The organism is Pseudomonas sp. 05N434 (genome assembly GCF_056396965.1).
In genome coordinates, this window is the sequence record NZ_JBFTMK010000096.1 from 1 (window position 1) to 17,202 (window position 17,202).

Sequence of the window (17,202 nt, forward strand, 5' to 3'; positions counted from 1 at the left end):
ACGTGTAAGCACTGCACGCAGAAATCAAAAAGCCCATGACGTGTCATGGGCTTTTTTGTGCCTGCGCTGATCGCTCCCACACGGGGGCGTGGGAACGATCTATCCTGGCGTCAGCTCTCGAGCACGCTGTTGATACTCGGTAGCCAGCCCATGAATTCTTGGATCGGTCGACGTCAATAGCGCCTTGTTCGCCACCCGCAAGAAATTCAAATTCCCGCCGTCCAAGGCCTTGCGTAACCAGACCAACGCCTCGTCGACCTTACCTTCATCCGCCAACATCGCCGCATAACTGAACTGACCGCGAAAATCCCCTCCTTCAGCCGAGCGTCGATACCAGTCACGGGCAGCGTGCGGATCTGCCGGGCAATCGCGCCCCTCTTCCAGGTATCGCCCCAGCAGGTTCATCGACTTTGCGTGGCCCAATTCAGCGGCATGCCGATAGAGATTCAGCGCTTGCGCCYGATCCTCGACCACCCCGCGCCCGGTAGCCAGCAGATTGGCGTAGTTGTACATCGCCCAATCCAGTCCTGCCTCGGCGGCGAGGCGATAATGCCCCGCGGCGCTCGTGGCGTTGGCGGTGCACCCCCAGCCATGTTCATGGCAACGACCAAGCATGTTGCGCGCCATCAAGTGCCCGCGCTGAGCCGCAATCTCGAACCAGCGCAGCGCCAGCGGCTGATCCCGCTCGATACCCCGCCCGTCCAGCAAAATCTGTCCCAGCAAGGCCTGGGCATCCAGCACACCTTCACGGGCGGCGATCAGAATCGCCTGGGCTGCGCGCGCCGGGCTTTCCTCCAGCATGGCCTTGAGGCGATCACCGTCGAGGACTTCCTCGCGGCGCAATTGATAACTCATACCTCGACCCAGCGACGCAACAGGTTGTGGTAAGTACCGGTCAGGCGGATCAATGAAGGATGGTCGGGCATGTCCTGGGTCAGTTGCTGAATCGCCCCGTCCATCTCGAACAGCAAAGCGCGCTGGTTGTCTTCACGCACCAGGCTTTGCGTCCAGAAAAACGATGCGTAGCGGGTTCCACGCGTGACGGCGTTGACCTTGTGCAGGCTGGTGCCGGGATACAGGACCATATCGCCGGCCGGCAATTTCACGCGCTGAGTGCCGAAGGTGTCCTGGATTTCCAGTTCGCCGCCGTCGTAATCCTCCGGGTCACTGAAGAACAGCGTCGCCGACAGGTCGGTGCGCACCCGCTCGATGCTGCCCTTGGGCTGACGCACGGCATTGTCGATATGGAAGTCGAAACTGCCACCGGCCGTGTAACAGTTCAACAACGGAGGGAAGACCTTGTGCGGTAATGCCGCTGACATGAACTGCGGATTTTTCCACAACCGCTCGAGCATCGCCGCACCGATTTCCTTGGTCAACGGATGTCCTTCAGGCAATTGCAGATTGTGCTTGGCCTTCGCCGACTGATAACCGGCGGTAATTTTGCCATCGGCCCAATCCGCCTGCGCCAGGGCCTCGCGAATGCGCTGCACTTCTTCTTTCGCGAACACGCCGGGAATGTGCAACAACATGGAAAGACACCTGAAAGCAAAGGGACGTTAATGGTATTGATTCTTATTACTTATGTAAAACCCAAGAGACGAATGAAACCGCAAAAACCGTAAAGGCAAATTGTAAAGAATGTAAATTCGCTGCGAATAGCAACGTTTCGCAATTGATACAGATACGTATTTACTCTACATTCCGCGACCTCAAATCCTTGGGGAGGGGAATTCACATGTCACGCCAACAACCACAATCAACGGTCAGTTCACCGCGTTTGCTCGCGTCTGCAATTGGCGTGGCGATCACCGCCGGCTCTGCGGGCCACATGGTTTTCGCGGCCGAGAAGACCGACGAAAAAGCACCCGGCAATGCCATATCCCTGGACGCCACCAGCGTTGTAGGCGAGCAGGATGACACCTCCTACAAGACCGATACCTCGGCCTCCAAGAAGTACACCGCGCCACTGCGCGAGACGCCGAAAAGCGTCACCGTGATCCCGCAACAAGTGATTCGCGACACCGGCGCCACCAGCCTGGTCGACGCCCTGCGCACCACGCCGGGCATCACTTTTGGTGCCGGCGAGGGTGGCAACCCGGCCGGTGATCGTCCGATCATTCGCGGCTTCAACGCCGAAAGCGACGTGTTCATCGACGGCATGCGCGACGTGGCGTCCCAGAGCCGCGAGATCTTCAACGTTGAATCGATCGAAGTCAGCAAGGGCCCAGGGTCGGCCTTCACCGGCGCCGGTTCCACCGGTGGCAGCCTGAACCTGGTGAGCAAGACCGCCAAGCTGGGCAATGCCTACAACGGCGGCTTCACCTGGGGTTCGGACCAGACCAAGCGCACCACCCTCGACCTGAACCAGCAAATGACCGACACCTCGGCGTTCCGGCTGAACCTGATGAAGCACGAAGCCAACGTCGCCGGGCGTGATGCCGTGGACGTCAGTCGCTGGGGCGTGGCACCGTCCTTCGCCTTCGGCCTGGGCACCGACACCCGCTTGACCGTCGGCTACTACCACGTCGAAACCGACGACATGCCCGACTACGGCATCMCGTTGACCCTGAGCTCCAACCGCAGCAAGTACAACGTCGACAAGCCGGCCAACGTCAACCGCGACAACTTCTACGGCCTCACCGGCCGCGACTATCGCCAGACCAGCAACGACAGCGGCACGATCAAGCTCGAGCACGATCTGAACGATAGCCTGACCGTGTCGAACAGCTTTCGCATGTCCCGTTCAACCCTGGACTACATCGTCACCAACCCTGACGACAGCAAGGGCAACGTGGCCAACGGCAGTGTCTACCGTGGCGCGAAGAGCCGTAACTCGACGTCCAGCGGCTGGATCAACCAGACCGACCTGAGTGCCAAATTCAACACCGGCGCCATCGAGCACAGCCTGGTGAGCGGTCTGGAGTTTTCCTATCAGGACACCCACAACCGCCCGTACCTCCTGACTTCCAGCGCCAGCGGTACCCAGTGCAACCGTGCCCTGTTCAACTCCGGCGACTGCACCAGCCTGTACAACCCGACGCCTGGGGATAACTGGAACGGCACGATCACCGACAGCAACGCCTTCACCGACACCGACACCAAGACCGCCGCGGCCTACGTGTTCGACACCCTGAAGTTCAACGAGCAATGGTCCCTGAACCTGGGCCTGCGCTATGACAACTACCAAGTCGAATCCAGCGGTTTCGCCAACGCCAGCAGCACGGCTCCAGCGGGCAGTTTCTCCCGTCAGAACACCAGTGACCTGGTGAACTACCAGATCGGCGTGGTCTACAACCCACTGCCAAACGGCAGCCTCTATGCCGCCTACTCGACGTCCAGCAACCCGGCCGGCGAAACCAGCGGCAACGGTGGCCTGGAACTGGCGGCGAACAACAGCAGTCTGGACCCGGAAAAGAACCGCAACTACGAGGTCGGCACCAAGTGGGACTTCTTCGGTGACGACCTGTCGCTGACCGCCGCACTGTTCCGCACCGAGAAAACCAACGCGCGTATCAACGATCCGGACGGCGGCACCACCCAAGTGCTGGACGGCGAACAGCAGGTCAATGGCCTGGAACTGACCTACACCGGCAAGCTGACCCGTAACTGGCGAGTCTTCGGCGGCTACACCTACATGGACAGCGAAGTGGTCAAAACCACCCTCGCCGCCGATGAAGGCAACCACATGCCAAGCACCCCACGGAACAACTTCACGTTCTGGTCGACCTACGACCTGGTGCCGGACAAGTTGACCGTCGGTGCCGGTGCGACCTTCGTCGATTCCCAGTTCGGCAACGTCGCCAACTCGGTGGAGATTCCGTCCTACTGGCGTTACGACGCGATGGCCAGCTACCGCCTGACCAAGAACGTCGACCTGCAACTCAACGTACAAAACCTGACCGACAAGCGTTACTTCGACCAGGTATTCCAGACGCACTACGCCCACGTGGCGCCGGGCCGCACTGCTCTGTTGAGTGCCAACTTCCACTTCTGATAACAGAAGCGTGAAGACCAAAGCGCTTGGACAAAAGCCCCGTTCATCAAAGTGAACGGGGCTTTTACGTGTAAAAAAGAATGCTTCTCGACAACTCACGGCATAATGCGCGCCGTGATGATGACTTTTGAACGAACAAGGCGAGTGACGTGTTGAAGAAATCCCTGTTCCAGTTGCACTGGTTTTTCGGCATCAGCGCCGGACTGGTCCTGGCCCTGATGGGCATTACCGGGGCGGCAGTATCGTTTCAGGATGAAATCCTGCGAACGCTGAACCCCTCCGTGCTGCACGTCGAGAAGCAGATCGCCGGCGTGCTGCCACCGGCCGAACTGGTGGAGAAAATCGAAAGCGCTTCGGGCAAGATCGTCTCTATGCTCTGGGTCGAGACCGACAGCGGCAATGCTGCGCGGGTGATCTTCACGGCGCCGCCCGGCGAACGTCGCGGGCAGATGCGTTATTTCGACCCGTACACCGCCGAGTTCATGGGCGACGTCACCGGCCAGGACTTCTTCGGCCTGATGCTGCAACTGCACCGCTTCCTCGCCATGGGTGATACCGGCCGGCAGATCACCGGCGCCTGCACGCTGATTCTGGTGTTCTTCTGCCTGTCCGGCCTGTACCTGCGCTGGCCGCGCCAGTGGAAAAGCTGGCGCGCCTGGCTGACGCTGGACTGGAAGAAAAAGGGTCGCAGCTTCAATTGGGACCTGCACTCGGTGGCCGGTACCTGGTGCCTGGTGTTCTACCTTTTGGCGGCACTGACCGGGTTGTCCTGGTCGTACGAGTGGTACAACAAAGGGCTGACCAGGCTGCTGTCCGACTCGCCGCAAAACGAGCGGGTTCGCAGTGGTCGCGGCCCTGCGCCAAGCGGCCCGGCCCCCACCGCCGATTACGCCGCGATGTGGAGCAGCATCTACAGCGCCGCCGGCCCTGGTCTTTCGTCCTACAACGTTCGGATGCCGCCAGTGGCCGGGCAACCGGCAACCGTGTTCTACCTGCTGAAGGATTCACCCCACGACCAGGCACGGAACCAGATCACCCTCGATCCGGTGACCGGCGCCGTCAGCCGTCATGACCGCTACAGCGACAAGAGCCTCAAGGCGCAGTTGCTGACCAGTATTTATGCACTGCACGTCGGCAGTTATTTCGGGCTGGTCGGGCGGATCATCCTGACCATCACCGCGCTGAGCATGCCGCTGTTTTTCGTCACGGGCTGGTTGCTGTACCTGGACCGCCGACGCAAGAAACGTCAGATCAAGGATGCCCGTAAAGGCCTTGAGCAACCGGGTAGCGACGCACCGGCATGGCTGATCGGCTTCGCCAGCCAGAGCGGGTTTGCCGAGCAGCTCGCCTGGCAGACTGCCGGGCAATTGCAGGCCGCCGGATTACCGGTGAAAGTTCAACCGTTGGCCGATGTCAGCGAACAGGACCTGCGAGATTCCAGCAACGCGCTGTTTGTGGTCAGCACCTTCGGCGACGGCGAAGCGCCGGACAGCGCCCGCGGTTTCGAACGTAAAGTGCTGGGGCGTGCACCGAGTCTTAAACGCCTGAACTATGCCGTGCTCGGCCTCGGTGACCGCCAGTATCAACACTTCTGCGGCTTCGCCCGTCGCTTGCACACCTGGCTGGGCGAGCACGGCGGCAAGACCTTGTTCGCCCCGGTTGAAGTCGACGGTGGCGACCCTTACGCCCTGCGTCACTGGCAACAGCAACTCGGTCTGCTGACGGGTCAGGCACCGGTCGACACCTGGCAAGCGCCCAGCTACGACAACTGGACCCTGACCCGCCGCGAATTGATGAACCCGGACAGCAGCGGTGCTCCCGTGTACTTGCTCGGCCTCACCGCTCCCAGCACCAGCAGTTGGCTGGCCGGTGATCTGGTGGAAGTGCTGCCGCGCAATGGTGCGTGGGCGATCGAGCATTTCCTCGAGGGCCTGGGAATTGACGGTCGGGCCACGGTTGAACTCGATGGCCTGTCGCAGCCTCTGGAACAAGCCCTGGCCAGCCGCCAACTGCCCGAGAACCGCGCTCATCTGGTCGGCCTGCACGCGCAAGCGCTGGTGAATGCGTTGGTGCCACTGGCCCTGCGTGAATACTCCATCGCCTCGATCGCCGCCGACGGCGTGCTGGAATTGATCCTGCGTCAGGAGCGGCACCCAGACGGCAGCCTGGGCATCGGCTCCGGCTGGTTGACCGAACACGTGCCTGTGGGCAGCCACGTCAACCTGCGGGTGCGGCGCAACAGTGGTTTCCATATGCCGAACGAACCGGTGCCGATGATCCTGCTGGGCAACGGCACCGGCCTGGCCGGGTTGCGCAGTTTGCTCAAGGCACGGATTGCCGACGGGCAACAGCACCACTGGCTGCTGTTTGGCGAGCGCAATCGGGAACACGATTACCTGTGCCGTGCGGAGCTGGAAGAGTGGTTGATCAACGGTGATCTGGCGCGTCTGGACCTGGCGTTTTCCCGCGATCAGGCCGAGAAAATCTATGTGCAGGATCGCCTGCGCGAGTCTGCCGGCGAGCTGAAGAAATGGCTGGCCGATGGCGCCGTGATTTACATCTGCGGCAGTTTGCAGGGGATGGCGTCAGGGGTGGACCAAGTGCTTAACGACGTGCTGGGTGCGGATGAAGTCGAGCGCCTGATCGAACAGGGCCGCTACCGCCGCGACGTTTACTGACACCGTTGATGATTGTTYCCACGCAAAGCGTGGGAACAATCATGCTGCCCTCAAACCGGCTGCAACTTACGCTCGAACACCCCCACCCCATCCAGATCCCGCAGCACGACACTCAACTCCCCCGACTGCCCATCGATGTTCACCTCGCCAAAAAACTGAAACCCGGCAAACGGCGAGGTGTTCTGCGCTGCGGGAGCCTTCTGGAATACCACCTCGGGGCCGAAGGTTTTATCCAGCGCATTCGGCCCGAAACTGCCCGCATTCAGCGGCCCCGCGACAAATTCCCAGAACGGCTCGAAGTCCTGGAACGCCGCGCGATCAGGATGGTAATGGTGCGCCGCACAGTAATGCACATCCGCCGTCAGCCAAACGAAATTGCGCACCTGCTGCGCCCGCAGAAAGCCCAGTAATTCAGCGATCTCCAGTTCACGGCCCTGAGCCGGGCCCGGATCACCGTTGGCCACCGCCTCCCAACGCGCCACACCGGGGCTGACTTCGCCGTCCGGGACGCCGAGGCCGATAGGCATGTCGGCGGCGATGACTTTCCATTGAGCCTGGGAGCCTTTCAATTCACGTTTGAGCCAATCCAATTGCTCTCGACCGAGGAACGGTTTGGCGGCACCAAGGTTGTCGTCATTGGCACCCCGGTAGCTGCGCATGTCGAGCACGAACACATCGAGCATCGGCCCATAACTCAGCTTGCGATAAATCCGCCCGCCACCGTCGGCGCTCTGCAAACGCATCGGCGCATATTCCAGCCAGGCCTGCCGTGCGCGGCCCACCAGGCTGTGGATATCTTTGCTCTTGTAGCGATCATCCAGTTGCTTGCCCGGCGACCAGTTGTTCACCACTTCGTGGTCGTCCCACTGCCAGATCTGCGGCACTTCGGCGTTGAAACGACGGACGTTTTCGTCCATCAGGTTGTAGCGGTAATTGCCGCGATACTCGTCGAGGGTTTCGGCGACTTTGCTCTTGGCTTCGCTGGTGACGTTGCGCCACACCCGGCCGCTTTCGGTGGTCAGTTGCGCCGGCACCGGGCCATCAGCGTAGATGGTGTCGCCGCTGTGGATAAAAAAATCCGGCAGGCGCAGACGCATGGCTTCGTAGATGCGCATACCGCCGATGTCCGGGTTGATGCCGAAGCCTTGGCCAACCGTGTCGCCACTCCAGACGAAACGAATATTCCGCCGAGCGCTGGGCACACTGCGCAGATGGCCGAACCACGGTTCGCTGGCGACACCGCTCTGAGCGTCTTCGAACGTCACGCGGTAGAAAATTGCCTGATCGGCAGGCAGGCCGGTGAGTTCGACCCGAGCGGTGAAATCGGTGCCGGCATCGGCCAATGGCGAGACGAATCGACGAGGGTTGCTGAACAGGCTGCGCGTGTCCCATTCCACCACCATCCGCGCCGCACGATCGCTACGGCTCCAGATCATCGCCCGGTCGCCCAACAGGTCGCCGGACTGCACACCATCGGTGAGTTGCGGCCGATCCTTGACCGATGCAATCACCGCCGGCGCCAGGCCGGGCAGCAACAGCCCGGCTCCGACAGCTTGTATGACACGACGGCGGCCGAGGTCGAATTCGCTCATGGTGCTCTCCCTGAAAAAGGAAAACTAAAGCATGGCCGCATGAATCAGGTATGACACAAAAAAGATCGCACCCTCCAGCAGCTCCAGGCTCGATGTACGCCGCCATATCGCGGTCGAACACTGTTCTGGCCGGGAGCTGCCAAAGGCTGCGATCTTTGGCTGTTAAGCGTTAGCCGGCTCCAGCGCCAGTTCCACTGTTTCCGGTCGCTTGAGCACCGAATACACCACCGCCGTCAGCAGACTCCCGGCCACGATCGCCAGCAGATACAACAGCGCATGGTTGATCGCATTCGGAATCAGCATCACAAACAATCCACCGTGCGGCGCCATGAGTTTGCAGCCGAAGTACATCGACAACGCGCCGGTCAGCGCACCGCCGGCGATGCTCGCCGGAATCACCCGCAGCGGGTCTTTGGCCGCGAACGGAATCGCCCCTTCGGAGATAAAGCACAGCCCCAGCACCAGCGCCGCTTTACCGGCCTCGCGTTCCGTCTGGGCGAACTTGCGCCGGGCAATCAACGTGGCGATGCCCAGGCCAATCGGCGGCACCATGCCGGCGGCCATGGTCGCGGCCATCGGTGCATAACTCTGCGATGCCAGCAGCCCCACCGAAAACGCGTAAGCCGCCTTGTTGATCGGCCCACCAAGGTCGACGCACATCATGCCGCCCAGCAGCACACCGAGCAGAATTGCGTTGGTGGTGCCCATGCTGTCGAGGAAATGGGTAAGCCCCGCAAGCATCCCGGCCACCGGTTTGCCAACCACGTAGATCATCACCAGACCGGTAAACAGGCTCGCCAGCAACGGAATGATCAGGATCGGCTTCAGCGCCTCAAGACTTTGCGGCAAGCGCGCATAACGGTTGATCGCCTGGGCCGCATAGCCGGCGATAAAACCAGCAATGATCCCGCCGATGAAACCGGCACCGAGCGTGCTCGCCAGCAAACCACCGATCATCCCCGGCGCCAGGCCCGGACGGTCAGCGATCGAGTAGGCGATATAACCCGCCAGCAGCGGCACCATCAGTTTGAACGCGCTCTCGCCGCCGATCTGCATCAGCGCCGCCGCGAGCGTGCCTTGCTCCTTGAACGCGGTGATGCCGAACACGAAGGACAAGGCAATCATCAGACCGCCCGCCACCACCATCGGCAACATGTACGAGACACCGGTCAGCAGGTGTTTGTAGATACCGGTCTTCTCTTGCTTGGCCGGGCCTTTGGCGCCGGTCGCAGCGCTTTCCTGCTTGCCTTCGGCCAGGGCTTTGTTCAGCGTCGCTTCGGCCTGTTTCAGGGCGATGCCTGTGCCGCAGCGGTAGATTTTCTTGCCGGCGAAACGCTCGGTGGCAACTTCGATGTCTGCCGCCAGCAGCACCACGTCGGCATTGGCAATCGCCTCTGCACTAAGCGGATTGCGTGCGCCGACCGAGCCCTGGGTTTCCACTTGCAGGTCGTAACCCAGACGCTTGGCCGCTTGCTGCAAGGCTTCGGCGGCCATGAAGGTGTGGGCGACACCGGTCGGGCACGCGGTGACGGCCACCAGGCGTGGCGCCTGTTTAGCAACCGCGGCAGGTTCAGCGGTGGCTGCGGGCGCGACGTAAACCTCGGCTTCCTCTACCCCACGGCGCAGCACCGCTTCGACATCTTGCAGAGCCTGGGCCGGGGTGCTCTGGAACACCCGTTTGCCGATAAACCGCGACATATCCACCGGCGCGCTGGTGACCAGCAACACCCACTCGGCGGCCTCGATGATCGCCGCCGACAATTGACGTTCCGGATGGGCTGCATCCACGACTTCGACACTGGTGCTCCAGCCCTGACGCTGGGCCGCTGCATCGAGCAGACGAGCACACAGCACACTGGTGACCATGCCGTTCGGGCAGGCCGTAACAATGGCTAATTTCATTGCAAACCCTCTTATTGTTCTGTCAGGGGGCGCACGCGCACGCCCTGTTCGAGCTGCGCCAGTTGCGCGGCGTCGCCGATGCCAAAACCGATCTGGGTGACGGCCATGGCTGCAATCGCAGTGGCGGTGCGCAAGGTCTGTTCAGGCGTATCGGCACTGAGCAAACCGTGCAGCATGCCCGCCAGCAGCGAATCCCCCGCACCGACGGTGCTGACCACGCTGACCTTGGGCGGTGTGGCATGCATCGCCGAGCCGACACTGAACCAGTTCACCCCGTCGGCACCGTGGGAAATCACCACGTGCTCGATGCCATGAGCGTGCAAACGGCTTGCGGCCTCGGCTTGGGCGCCCACGGAAACCACTTCGCAATCCAGTGCTTCAGCCAGCTCTTCAGTGTTGGGCTTGATCAGCCACGGGCCAGCCGACAGGCCGGCGCGCAAGGCTTCACCGCTGGTGTCGAGCGCAACGTTCAAGCCGCGTTTTTTCAAGCGCAGGATCAACTCCCGCAACCATTGAGCACTCACGCCACGGGGCAAACTGCCGGCCACCACGACGGCGTCATGCCCTGGTGCAATCTGGTCGAGCCGATCAAGCAAAGCCTGCTGCGCCGCTTCACTGACCCGCGGCCCCGGGCCGTTGATATCGGTGATGCGCCCATCGTTTTCCGCCAGTTTGATATTGCTGCGGGTCTCGCCGGGGACGCGGATAAACGCGTCGGTGAAGCCGCGTTTGGCGAACAGGGTTTCGAACGCCTGAAGGTTATCTTCCCCGAGAAACCCGCTGACAGTCAGCTGATGCCCGAGGTCGGCCAGCACCTGCGCCACGTTCACCCCTTTGCCGGCGGCGTGGGTGTGCATTTCGTCGCTGCGATTGACCTGACCGGGCACAAGCATCGGCAATTGAACGGTAAGGTCCAGCGCCGGGTTGAGGGTCAGGGTTAAGATCTTGGCCATTACAGCGCCTCCACTAATGCGCGGACTTCGTTCGCGCTGCCCACGGCCAGGGCCTGTTGGGCAAGGGTTTGAGTCTGGGTCAGGCTGAGTTCGCGAATGCGCGCCTTGACCTCGGCAATGCTGCGGCCCGACACGCTCAACTCATCCACACCCAGGCCCAGCAAGGCGGCCGACGGCACTTCGATCATGATCCCCAGTTGCAGATCGGCGACCGGGATTTCCAGACGCAGACGTTCGGTCATGTCCCGAGCCTGGCGCCACTCATCGACGCTGCCGACCATCGGGAACATGATCCGCAAGGGACGGTTATCCGCCGCACGCAGCAAGGCGCGCAATTGCGCTTCCATGACCTGCGGACGTTGCAGGGTCAGGCGAATGCCACGCACACCGAGGAACGGGTTCTCTTCTTTGGCGATCGGCCAGTACGGCAGCGGTTTGTCGCCACCGACGTCGAGGGTGCGCACCACCAGCGGTCGCCCGGCCAGGCCATCGAGTACACGACGGTATTCGACTTCCTGGGTGGCCTCGTCCGGTGCTTGTGAATGAGCCATGAAAATCAGTTCGGTGCGCAACAGGCCAATGCCTTCGGCGCCCTGCTCCACCGCGCTGGTGACGCCAGCGCTTTCACCGATATTGGCGAACACTTCCACGGGGTGGCCGTCGGTGGTCAGCGCCGGTTGATGGCGTTGTTCGGCGGCGGCTTTGAGGCGCAGTTCGCGGGTGTCGCGCTCTTCGGTGGCGCGCTGCAAGGTCGCGGCATCGGCGTCCACGTGCAGGCGGCCGCGTTGGCCATCGATCAACAGCGGCGTGCCCGGTTTCAGCAGCAACACGGCGGCGCCGGCGCCCACCAGTGCCGGAATACCCAGGGCCCGGGCGACAATCGCACTGTGGGCCGTGGCACCACCGCGAGCGGTGAGAATGCCGGCGACGCGCGTCGGATCAAGACGCGCCACATCCGACGGGCCGACTTCGTCCATCACCAGAATGTACGGTTGCGCAGGCTCCGCAGGCGTTTCGACGCCACACAAATGCGCCAGCACCCGACGGCCAATGTCGCGCAAGTCGGCGGCACGTTCGGCGAGCAACGCGTCCTGCAGCGCTTCCTGTTGTTTGGCGGCGGCTTCGATCACCGTCATCCACGCCGCTTCGGCGCTTTCACCTTGCTTGAGGCGGGTTTCGACTTCGTCGGTCAATTCCGGATCGTCGAGCATTTCCTGATGGGTGATGAAAATCTCGCGAATCGCTTTGGCCTTGCTGCGCTCGATCAGGCCTTCGATGTCACGACGCACATCGGCCAGCGCTTGCTTGAGACGCTCGCGCTCGATGGCCGCGGACTCACCGCGCAGCGGGTAATCGATGACTTGCAGCACTTGAATATGCGCCGGGCCGATGGCGATCCCCGGTGCCGCGGCAATCGCCTGAATCAGGCTGCCGGACGCTGGCGCGAGCAGTGTTTCGGCGACCTCCACCTCCACGAGCACTTCGCGCTGCTGGCTTACCACGGGCAGCGGCTCGACTTCTTCACCGAGGCCTTCTTCGATGGCCGCCAGCAAGGCCGGCAAGGCGTCGGCGGCGATGACCGGTTCGGCGATGAGTTCCAGCACCTGACCGCGACGGGCGCCAAGGCTGAGCAGTTTGCTCAAACTCTTCACCGACACCGCGCTGTCGTGACCATCGACGATGCGTATACGGATCTCGCCTTCAAAACTTTTCGCCAGTTGCGCGAGGATCTTCGCCGGGCGCGCATGCAAACCGTGGGCGTTGGCCAGGGCAATGCGTGCGCTCGGCCAGTCCGCCGGCACTTCACCGCCAAGGACCTCCAGCACCGCGCGGCTACTGGTGGCACGGCCCAATTCATGGCCGCGACCTTCAATCAGCAACGCGCAAAGACGTTCGAGCAGCGCCTGATGGGCTTCACCGAGGCTGGCCAGGCAGAACAGCCCGCTCAGCGGCTGACCGAGGTAGCGGATGGGTTTGTCCGGGGTAACGAACGCCAGGCCGGGACGCTTCACCGTTTGTTCGCTGTGCAGCCACCACAGGCCATCGCCCAGCGGCAGYGCTTCGACCTGCTGCAAGACGCCGGCAAAACCGTTGCTCACGCAATCGGCCTGACGCAGCAAACGGGCACCGCGCCAAACCAGCTCTTCGAAGTCATCGGCGGACACACCGAGGCCGATCATCTGTGCGTCCAGTGCCAGCTCTTGTGGCGCGCCTTGCAGCAATTTCAACAAGGCTTCGGCGGAACTGGCGCGACGCAGGGCCTGGCCCAGGTCGGTTTCACCGAGGGCACGGGTCAGCAGTTGCAGCAGGCGCAGGTGTTCATCGGATTTGGCGGCGATACCGATGGCCAGATAAACGATCTGGCCATTGCCCCAGTCCACTCCGTCAGGAAACTGCATCAGCCGCACGCCAGTGGCGAATACCTGATCGCGGGTTTCGGGAGTGCCATGGGGGATGGCAATACCTTGGCCGAGAAAGGTCGAGCCCTGGGCTTCCCGGGCCTGCAAGCCTGCGAGGTAACCGTCGGCCACCAGGCCATCGGTCACGAGTCGGTCAGCGAGCAATTGCAAGGCGGTGGCTTTATCCACAGCCGACTGGCCCATGGATATCTGCTCTATGGTGAGCTCGAGCATGCTTTCTCCTTTTTGGCGCCGTGTGACGCCAGGTATTGTTTTGATTGATTCAGCTTAGGCGTTTTGAGAACACCTTTTCAGACGCAGTTTTGGCGGTTTCGCGGCAGAACCGGCCAAAGCGACCTATAACGTAGAAAATACGCCTGCTGAAACGTTTAATCTAGAATCTTAGGCACGTTACTCGATAATGTCTCATCCTTGAAGTCCAATTATCGGATGTGCTGCGACAATGGTCGCCTGCCTCAATCGGGTAGGATTGGCGAAAATGTCGGGGCACGCTCTAAAAACAAGGAATACCGGGTTGAAACTCAGTGATATTGCACAATTGGCTGGTGTCTCCGTGACCACCGCCAGTTACGTCATCAATGGCAAGGCCGAACAGCAACGCATCAGCAGCGCCACTGTCGAGCGCGTGCGGGCAGTGGTCGAACAACATGGCTTCACGCCCAACCCGCAGGCCGCCGGGCTGCGCAGTCGGCACACCCGCACCCTGGGCTTCATTCTGCCGGACCTGGAAAACCCCAGTTACGCGCGAATCGCCAAACTGCTGGAACAAGGCGCCCGGGCGCGCGGCTATCAGCTGCTGATCGCCAGCTCCGACGATGCGCCGGACAGCGAACGGCAATTGCTGCAACTGTTCCGTGCCCGCCGCTGCGATGCGCTGATCGTCGCCAGTTGCCTGCCGGCCGGTGACGACAGTTATCGCCAGTTGCAGGCCAAAGGCATTCCGATCATCGCCATCGACCGGGTGATGGAGCCCGAGCATTTCTGCTCGGTGATCAGCGATGATCGCGAAGCCAGCCTGCACCTGACCCGCAGCCTGCTGACCCCGCTGCCAAAACAGATCGCGCTGCTCGGCGCACGCCCTGAATTGAGTATCAGCCAGGAGCGGGCAGCGGGCTTCAAGGAAGCGCTGAACGGTTTCAAAGGCGAGGCGCTGATCGAGCACGGCGAGTCGTTCAGCCGTGAGTGCGGCAAACAACTGATGGAAGAATTGATCCAACGCCTGGGCCATTTGCCGGATGCGCTGGTGACCACCTCCTACGTGCTGCTTCAGGGCGTGTTCGATGCCTTGCACGATTTCCCGCTGAAAAGCCGCCCGCTGCGCCTGGGCACCTTTGGTGATACGCAGTTGCTGGACTTCCTGCCGCTGCCGGTCAACGCCATGGCCCAGCAGCATCAACTGATCGCCGACAAAGCCCTGGAACTGGCAGTGACCGCCATCGAACAGGCCGATTACCAGCCCGGCGTGCAGGCCATCGCGCGGACGTTCAAGCAGCGTATTCTTCAGGACTGAACCGTGGAACTGATCGACACCCACACTCACCTGGACTTTCCGGACTTCGACCCGGATCGTCAGGCGCTGCTGGCCGAGAGCCGCGCCCTCGGCGTGCGGCGGATGGTGGTGCTGGGGGTGTATCAGGCCAATTGGCAGCGGGTCTGGGAGCTGGTGCAAAGCGATCCCGATCTGCACGCGGCGTTTGGTTTGCACCCGGTGTATCTGGATGACCATCGCCCTGAAGATTTGACCGAACTCGGTGACTGGCTGACGCGGTTAGCGGGCCATCGCCAGCTATGCGCGGTGGGCGAGATCGGTCTGGATTACTTCATCGAAACTCTGGATCGTGAACGTCAGCAATCGCTGTTCGACGCCCAACTGCAACTGGCGGCGGACTTCAATCTTCCAGCATTGATTCATGTGCGACGCAGCCACGCAGCGGTGATCGCCACACTCAAACGGTTTCGCTTGAAACGGGCGGGGATCATTCATGCCTTCGCCGGCAGCCAGGAAGAGGCTCGCGAATACATCAAGCTCGGTTTCAAACTCGGCCTCGGCGGCGCCGCGACCTGGCCACAAGCCTTGCGCATGCACCGGGTGATTGCCGGTTTGCCCCTTGAATCGGTGGTACTGGAAACCGACTCACCGGACATGGCCCCCGCCATGTTCCCCGGCCAACGCAACAGCCCGGCCCATTTGCCGGAGATCTGTGAGGCACTTGCCACCCTCATGACGATCAGCCCCGAACAACTGGCCGCCGCCAGCACGGCCAACGCCTGTGAGCTGTTCAACTGGTAATCCGTTGATTCCCACATTTGATCTGCTTCGTGGCATCAAACCCGGAACGCACTGATCAACTGCTTGAGCTCCACCACCTGCGCCGACAGCGCTCGGCTCGCATTCTCGGTCTGGTGCGCGCCTTCGGCGGTGCGCTCGCCGGCGCGGTTGATCTCGACGATGTTCTGGTCGATGTCGTGGGCCACAGCGGTCTGCTGCTCTACCGCAGCGGCAATCTGCTGGTTCTGGTCGACGATCATGCCGACGGCGCCGAGGATGTTTTCCAGCGCCTGCTGAACCTTTTCCGACTGCCCGACGGTGCCATTGGCCATCTGATGGCTGGTGCCCATTGCCTTGACCGCCGCACCGACACCGCTGTGCAACTTGGTGATCATCTGCTCGATTTCTTCGGTCGATTGCTGGGTGCGCTTGGCCAGGGTCCGCACCTCATCCGCCACCACCGCAAAACCCCGGCCCTGCTCGCCCGCGCGGGCGGCTTCAATGGCGGCGTTGAGGGCCAGCAGGTTGGTCTGTTCGGCAATGCTTTTGATCACCTCCAGCACACGACTGATGGACTGACTGTCGCTGGCCAGTTGATTGATCACCCGCACCGACTGATCGATTTCGCTGGCCAGTGCAGCGATGCTGCCCTGCTGGGACTCCACCAATCCGCGACCGCTGACGGTCTCGTCATTGACGCTGTGGGCACTGCTGACGGCCGCAGAGGCACTGCGCGCCACCTCCTGGGAAGTGGCCGACATCTGGTTCATCGCGGTGGCGACCTGTTCGATCTGTGTACGCTGCCCCGCTACCGCCTGGTTGCTCTGGGCGGACACGCTTTCGACCTGCCCGGCCTGGCGCTCGACCTCGCTGACGGTCTGCCCCACTCGCTCGATCAGGTCATGGATTTTCTTCACGGTACCGGTGAACACCTCACCCAACTCGCCCAGCTCGTCGCAGCTGTTGGCGCTGAAGGTCACGGTCATGTCACCGGCCGCCACCTTGTCCATCACTGCGCCCAGACGCTTGAGGGTGGTGCGAGTCGAAGCGTAGAACCCGCCATAGAGGTAAAAAATCAACACAAACACCAGCGCCAGCGCCACCGCCTGCAACACCATGTGGGTACGGTGCTGCTCCAGCCGCTGCTGCAACTGGGTGCCGAGAAACTTCAGGGTGGCTTCGTTGAGTTGATAGGTCTGGTCCATCAGGCCCGTGACCTGATCGAAAAAGGCCTGCCACGGCGCATCGAGGGTGTCGGCCATCACCACCTGTTCTTCGAACAGTTCACTGGCCTTTTTCAGGGAGGCCTTGCTGCTTTCTGCCTGAGCCGCCAGGGTTTCGTGCGCGGCTTTACTGGAGCCCAGAGCGTCCTTCAACTTCAGGCCGTATTC

Annotated in this window: 11 protein-coding genes; 4 read left to right on the forward strand and 7 right to left on the reverse strand. The window is 61.8% G+C overall.

Annotated elements, in window-relative coordinates; all coding sequences use genetic code 11:
- Positions 1-99: 99 nt before the first annotated feature.
- Together AC1DLB_RS08925 and AC1DLB_RS08930 are read right to left on the reverse strand one after the other, a co-directional pair.
- Positions 100-855 (reverse strand): tetratricopeptide repeat protein, encoded by a 756-nt coding sequence (locus tag AC1DLB_RS08925; protein ID WP_477784886.1) that lies wholly within the window; start codon positions 853-855, stop codon positions 100-102.
- Positions 852-1,532 (reverse strand): Fe2+-dependent dioxygenase, encoded by a 681-nt coding sequence (locus tag AC1DLB_RS08930; protein ID WP_018929505.1) that lies wholly within the window; start codon positions 1,530-1,532, stop codon positions 852-854. The genes AC1DLB_RS08925 and AC1DLB_RS08930 overlap by 4 nt, the downstream gene beginning before the upstream one ends.
- 206 nt (positions 1,533-1,738) lie before the next feature.
- Here AC1DLB_RS08930 and AC1DLB_RS08935 point away from each other — a divergent pair, with 206 nt between their 5' ends.
- Positions 1,739-3,997 (forward strand): TonB-dependent receptor, encoded by a 2,259-nt coding sequence (locus tag AC1DLB_RS08935; RefSeq protein ID WP_477784887.1) that lies wholly within the window; start codon positions 1,739-1,741, stop codon positions 3,995-3,997.
- A 149-nt stretch (positions 3,998-4,146) separates the two neighbouring features.
- The gene (locus AC1DLB_RS08940; RefSeq protein ID WP_477744044.1) at positions 4,147-6,675 is read left to right on the forward strand and encodes a PepSY domain-containing protein; all 2,529 of its coding nucleotides are present in this window, start codon (positions 4,147-4,149) and stop codon (positions 6,673-6,675) included.
- 50 nt (positions 6,676-6,725) lie between these two features.
- Here the strand turns inward: AC1DLB_RS08940 and AC1DLB_RS08945 are convergent, their stop codons facing one another.
- From AC1DLB_RS08945 to fruB, 4 genes are all read right to left on the reverse strand, one after another.
- Complete coding sequence (locus AC1DLB_RS08945) at positions 6,726-8,267, reverse strand: alkaline phosphatase D family protein (protein ID WP_477744045.1); 1,542 nt, start codon at positions 8,265-8,267, stop codon at positions 6,726-6,728.
- Between the two features lie 162 nt (positions 8,268-8,429).
- Complete coding sequence (locus AC1DLB_RS08950; RefSeq protein ID WP_018929501.1) at positions 8,430-10,169, reverse strand: PTS fructose-like transporter subunit IIB; 1,740 nt, start codon at positions 10,167-10,169, stop codon at positions 8,430-8,432.
- A gap of 11 nt (positions 10,170-10,180) precedes the next feature.
- Positions 10,181-11,122, reverse strand: a complete 942-nt coding sequence (pfkB, locus tag AC1DLB_RS08955) for a 1-phosphofructokinase (RefSeq protein WP_018929500.1) — start codon at positions 11,120-11,122, stop codon at positions 10,181-10,183.
- Entirely contained in the window at positions 11,122-13,755 is a 2,634-nt protein-coding gene (fruB, locus tag AC1DLB_RS08960) for a fused PTS fructose transporter subunit IIA/HPr protein (protein WP_477784888.1), read from the reverse strand. The genes pfkB and fruB overlap by 1 nt, the downstream gene beginning before the upstream one ends.
- A 301-nt stretch (positions 13,756-14,056) precedes the next feature.
- On the opposite strand from fruB, the gene cra reads away from it, so the two are divergent.
- Complete coding sequence (cra, locus tag AC1DLB_RS08965; protein ID WP_018929498.1) at positions 14,057-15,052, forward strand: catabolite repressor/activator; 996 nt, start codon at positions 14,057-14,059, stop codon at positions 15,050-15,052.
- A 3-nt stretch (positions 15,053-15,055) separates the two neighbouring features.
- On the forward strand, positions 15,056-15,832 hold the full coding sequence (locus AC1DLB_RS08970; RefSeq protein ID WP_477744046.1) for a TatD family hydrolase: 777 nt from the start codon (positions 15,056-15,058) through the stop codon (positions 15,830-15,832).
- A 35-nt stretch (positions 15,833-15,867) separates the two neighbouring features.
- On the opposite strand, the gene AC1DLB_RS08975 is transcribed toward AC1DLB_RS08970, so the two are convergent.
- The coding region (locus AC1DLB_RS08975) for a methyl-accepting chemotaxis protein (RefSeq protein WP_477784889.1) at positions 15,868-17,202 on the reverse strand (1,335 nt) is incomplete at its 5' end.

Excerpts from the sequence above, each read along its gene's own strand:
- AC1DLB_RS08930 (WP_018929505.1), bottom strand. The coding sequence starts at position 1,532 with ATGTTGTTGCACATTCCCGGCGTGTTCGCGAAAGAAGAAGTGCAGCGC.
- AC1DLB_RS08945 (WP_477744045.1), bottom strand. The coding sequence starts at position 8,267 with ATGAGCGAATTCGACCTCGGCCGCCGTCGTGTCATACAAGCTGTCGGA.
- AC1DLB_RS08950 (WP_018929501.1), bottom strand. The coding sequence starts at position 10,169 with ATGAAATTAGCCATTGTTACGGCCTGCCCGAACGGCATGGTCACCAGT.
- pfkB (WP_018929500.1), bottom strand. The coding sequence starts at position 11,122 with ATGGCCAAGATCTTAACCCTGACCCTCAACCCGGCGCTGGACCTTACC.